Annotated in this window: 2 protein-coding genes; both read right to left on the bottom strand. The window is 47.1% G+C overall.

The window, feature by feature from the left end; genetic code table 11:
- Positions 1-270: energy-coupling factor ABC transporter permease (locus A3729_RS07070; protein ID WP_197475644.1), on the bottom strand; the 270-nt coding region annotated here is incomplete at its 3' end.
- An 11-nt stretch (positions 271-281) separates the two neighbouring features.
- Positions 282-764: a DUF4198 domain-containing protein gene (locus A3729_RS07065; RefSeq protein ID WP_369820101.1), complete on the bottom strand. Its 483-nt coding sequence runs from the start codon at positions 762-764 to the stop codon at positions 282-284.
- Positions 765-946 lie beyond the last annotated feature (182 nt).

Raw genomic sequence — 946 nt, 5'->3', positions numbered from 1 at the left:
AACAGCTTGCAACAGCAAGGCAACAAGCAACGCGGGAAAAGCCGCCCAGCCAAGTGCCAGGCCAATCAAGCCGTTTAAAATAAGATGAACACTAGAAAAACCAAGTGGGAGATGGATATATGAGGCAACGAAAAACGCAGCCGATAGTACGCCGACTTGAGGTAAGTGGTCGTAATCGAGCTTCTTTAACCCGATCGCCACCCCCACTACACTAAGTACAACACCAGCTGCTAGAACCGGCGCCGCAAGCGCACCATCAACTATATGCACGTTGGCACCCTCTACTTAAGTTCATGGGCTTGCACCCAAATGACAGCGTCTTGAGACAGCTCTTTACCTTTAAATTTCTTTTGTGGCCCTACGCCCAGCGCAGCAAAACCCCATTGACCCGCCTTCGGTATCGCAAACGTGAATGTTCCGCTAGCATCGGCATAAATTGTCATCGTAATAAATGCTTCTGCAGGAACTTGAATCGTGGGATCACTAGAGAACGCATTCTTTGACATTTCAGGTAAATAGTTGATGTATTCAACTTCGATTTCCGCAAAAGGTACGGGCTTTCCGTGACTTCGCACAATGCCAGTGAAGCTTCCGCCCTCATAGATCGCGTAGGGTTTCGTAAGGGGCACGATTTCAGCTGGCAAGTTTAAGTCACTTTCCCAATCGCTTGGCAGGCTGCCTACATTGATAATGGTTTTTGCGAACTGTTGGATAAAAACATCTTCGCTTTTCTCCAAATATGGCGCCATTTCGAAGACAAAGATATTATCGCCTAAGCCTTTCAGCTTAACTGAAGACTCGTAAGAAATGCCCGTATTCTCGGCACTGGCTCAGTTACTTTCTACCAGCTTTGTGCTCAGATCTTTCTTCTTGCCTTTTTTGATGTGATAGAACGCAAGCGGCTTATCAACAGCCATCACATAACCATTGGCTGCTGGGTGGGTAA

The organism is Oleiphilus sp. HI0043, from assembly GCF_001634935.1.
This window is presented reverse-complemented; position numbering and strand designations above follow the sequence as displayed.